Below are 2,605 nucleotides of genomic sequence, written 5' to 3' on the forward strand. Positions count from 1 at the left end.
ACTGGAAATAGACATACTAGCACACCCTAGTAGTGCCCACACAAGTAGCTAGCCTACCGAGCTGGCCGGTAATGGCGGAGCCCAAGGTGGTAAAACCAGCGGCAACCGCCAGGGTTATTAGCCCGCCGGCCACCGCGTATTCCACAATGGTCAGGCCATCTTCGTCTTTGACGAACTTCASTASCGAAGCCTTGATYGTTTGCATGATCATTTTGCCCACCTCACTTGAATGTTTTTCTGCGGCATCTCTCTYACTGGAAATAGACTTACTAGCACACCCTAGTAGTGCCCACACAAGTAGCTAGCCTACCGAGCTGGCCGGTAATGGCGGAGCCCAAGGTGGTAAAACCAGCGGCAACCGCCAGGGTTATTAGCCCGCCGGCCACCGCGTATTCCACAATGGTCAGACCATCTTCGTCTTTGATGAACTTCAGTACCGAAGCCTTGATTGTTTGCATGATCATTTTGCCCACCTCACTCGAATGTTGTTTTTCCGGAGGCAGTACTTTCTGCGCTGCCTGATGCAACCCTAGTCAGGGTGCAGGCATAGGCGTTAGGAGGATTTTGCACATCGCTAGGACTTTTTTGCGGGGTGGCCAAATACGCAGCATTGGCCGTTGCAGAAGTAACGGGAGGGGGTAAACAAGGCATTGAAACGCAAAGGCAATTGTCATTGATTCACAAGCGACAAGCGGTTCAACCCGGGTTCGTCGAAAACACACCAACAAATCCTCGTCCGGGCAGCCTTCCAGACAACACATAGAACTAATAGAACTAAAACTAATATTTCTTATCGTGATTAAATCTGCAAAGTAATGGCACATTGGTAATACTGCGAAGCGAAGAGAGGCATTAAGAACTCTAGAGTAAAAACATGACGTCCAATTTCAACAGAAGGCCATCGCTCCTATGGTTCGATCTGACTCATGATCGGTCCACCCGGGAACTCATCGCGCAGTTTGAGGATACCTGCGACTGCAAATTGGCGAAAAACTCCGTGTTGCCCATCAGGGAACAGGCAGACATGATCTGCATCCATTTTGATCGCCCTGATACTTCGGGTTTAAGGCTACTGCTGGAGATCAAACGCACCACCCCCACCATCCCGATCACCATGTTCACCGTGCAGCACTCAGAGGAACTGGCTGTATGGGCCATGCGCTCCAGCGTCTGGGAATACATGGTGCTTCCGCTCTCGGCCGCGGAGAAGAAGCGTTACTTGACGGCGGTGGTGCAGCTCTGCGAACTGCGCCGAAATGCCAACGGCCAGGGCAAGTCATCGCAGATCGACCACTCCCCTACCCTGCCGGACAGCATCCGGTTGACCTCAGGACACCAAAAACACCAGGCGCTGAACAGCATCATGCTGTACATCGAACAGCACTTTCGAGACAGCATCGATCAGAGGGTTTTGGCGCAGCGCTGCGGCATGACGTCATTTCGCTTCAGCCGCCTGTTCAAGGAAGCCAATGGACTTGGCTTCACGGATTACATCTTGAACAAGCGCATGAACTTCGCCAAAGAACTGCTCGACAACAGCCAGATGCCTATTACCAGCATCGGCTATGAGTCCGGCTTCAAGGATCCTTCCTACTTCGCTCGGGCCTTCAAGCAGTTTGCAAACTGCACACCCAGCGAATACCGCTTGGCACGCCAACTCAGAGCGGCTGCAACTGCGCAACTGGTGCTGGACGAGAAAACCACTGAAGCGCTCGAAAGCCTGGTACAAAGCCTCGGCGCTTGATTTGGTTTTATATGCGCAAACAAAAACGCCGCTCATTGCCGAGCGGCGTTTTCGTTAAACATGGAGCGGGAAACGAGACTCCAATCCAAGCTTTAATTCTTTTAAATTATTAGACTTTTATCGAGCACTACACTTTCAACGGGTAGAAACATGGACTTTCACCTGCGAGTGAGTTCGCCCTGCCGGGCGCACAAAAAAGGTGTGTGGCAACCGCCACACACCTCAAATTGCTTTGAGCTCAACTTTGTCGAAAAGGCCTCCTTATCCCACCAGATTGAAGTCCGTCTGATCAACGGTCGCACTGCTGACACCAACAAGGTGGATGGTGTCCGCCCCGATCGCAACCACCGTGTCCGCCCCGTCAGCCGTTATGGTCACGTTGGCAGCGAACGTCGCGCTGCTGATCCCCAGCCCCGTGATATCGATCAAGTCCTGCGCGCCGCCCGGATTGGCTCCGAAGTTCAGGATCGTATCGTTGCCGAAACCTGCGGCAGCAAACACGAAAGTATCGTTGCCGGCGAAGCCGCCATTCATCAGGTCGTTACCGCCACCGCCGATGAGAACGTCATTACCCGCACCACCCACGATCGCGTTGGCGAGCTCGTTGCCGCTGCCCGCAAAGTTGCCGCTGCCGCCGAAAAACAGATTGTCGACGTTGGCACCCAGGGTGTAGCTCGCGAGCGAGGTCCAGACCGTATCCGTGTCTGCGCCGGCGAGCTCGTTCACCACGTCCCCAGGGTCGGTGACTTCGTAGGTATCGCTGCCGACGCCACCGACCATCGTGTCGGCACCTGCGCCACCGAGGATGAGGTCGTTACCTGCGCCGCCGATGAGGACGTCGTTACCCGCACCGCCCACGAT

4 protein-coding genes are annotated in these 2,605 nt (G+C 54.3%); 1 reads left to right on the plus strand and 3 read right to left on the minus strand.

Annotated features, from left to right (window positions below):
• Window positions 1-16 precede the first annotated feature (16 nt).
• Both AC1DWM_RS29985 and AC1DWM_RS29990 read right to left on the minus strand, forming a co-directional pair.
• The gene (locus AC1DWM_RS29985; RefSeq protein ID WP_477796868.1) at window positions 17-211 is read right to left on the minus strand and encodes a Flp family type IVb pilin; all 195 of its coding nucleotides are present in this window, start codon (window positions 209-211) and stop codon (window positions 17-19) included.
• A 58-nt stretch (window positions 212-269) separates the two neighbouring features.
• Window positions 270-464, minus strand: coding sequence for a Flp family type IVb pilin (locus AC1DWM_RS29990; RefSeq protein WP_477796869.1), 195 nt, complete (start codon window positions 462-464; stop codon window positions 270-272).
• A 410-nt stretch (window positions 465-874) separates the two neighbouring features.
• Here AC1DWM_RS29990 and AC1DWM_RS29995 point away from each other — a divergent pair, with 410 nt between their 5' ends.
• The gene (locus tag AC1DWM_RS29995; RefSeq protein WP_223516842.1) at window positions 875-1,744 is read left to right on the plus strand and encodes an AraC family transcriptional regulator; all 870 of its coding nucleotides are present in this window, start codon (window positions 875-877) and stop codon (window positions 1,742-1,744) included.
• A gap of 261 nt (window positions 1,745-2,005) precedes the next feature.
• Here AC1DWM_RS29995 and AC1DWM_RS30000 read toward each other — a convergent pair.
• Window positions 2,006-2,605 (minus strand): calcium-binding protein (locus AC1DWM_RS30000; RefSeq protein WP_477796870.1); only part of this gene is annotated, 600 nt, incomplete at its 5' end.

It is taken from the genome of Pseudomonas sp. P4_C8, assembly GCF_056401975.1.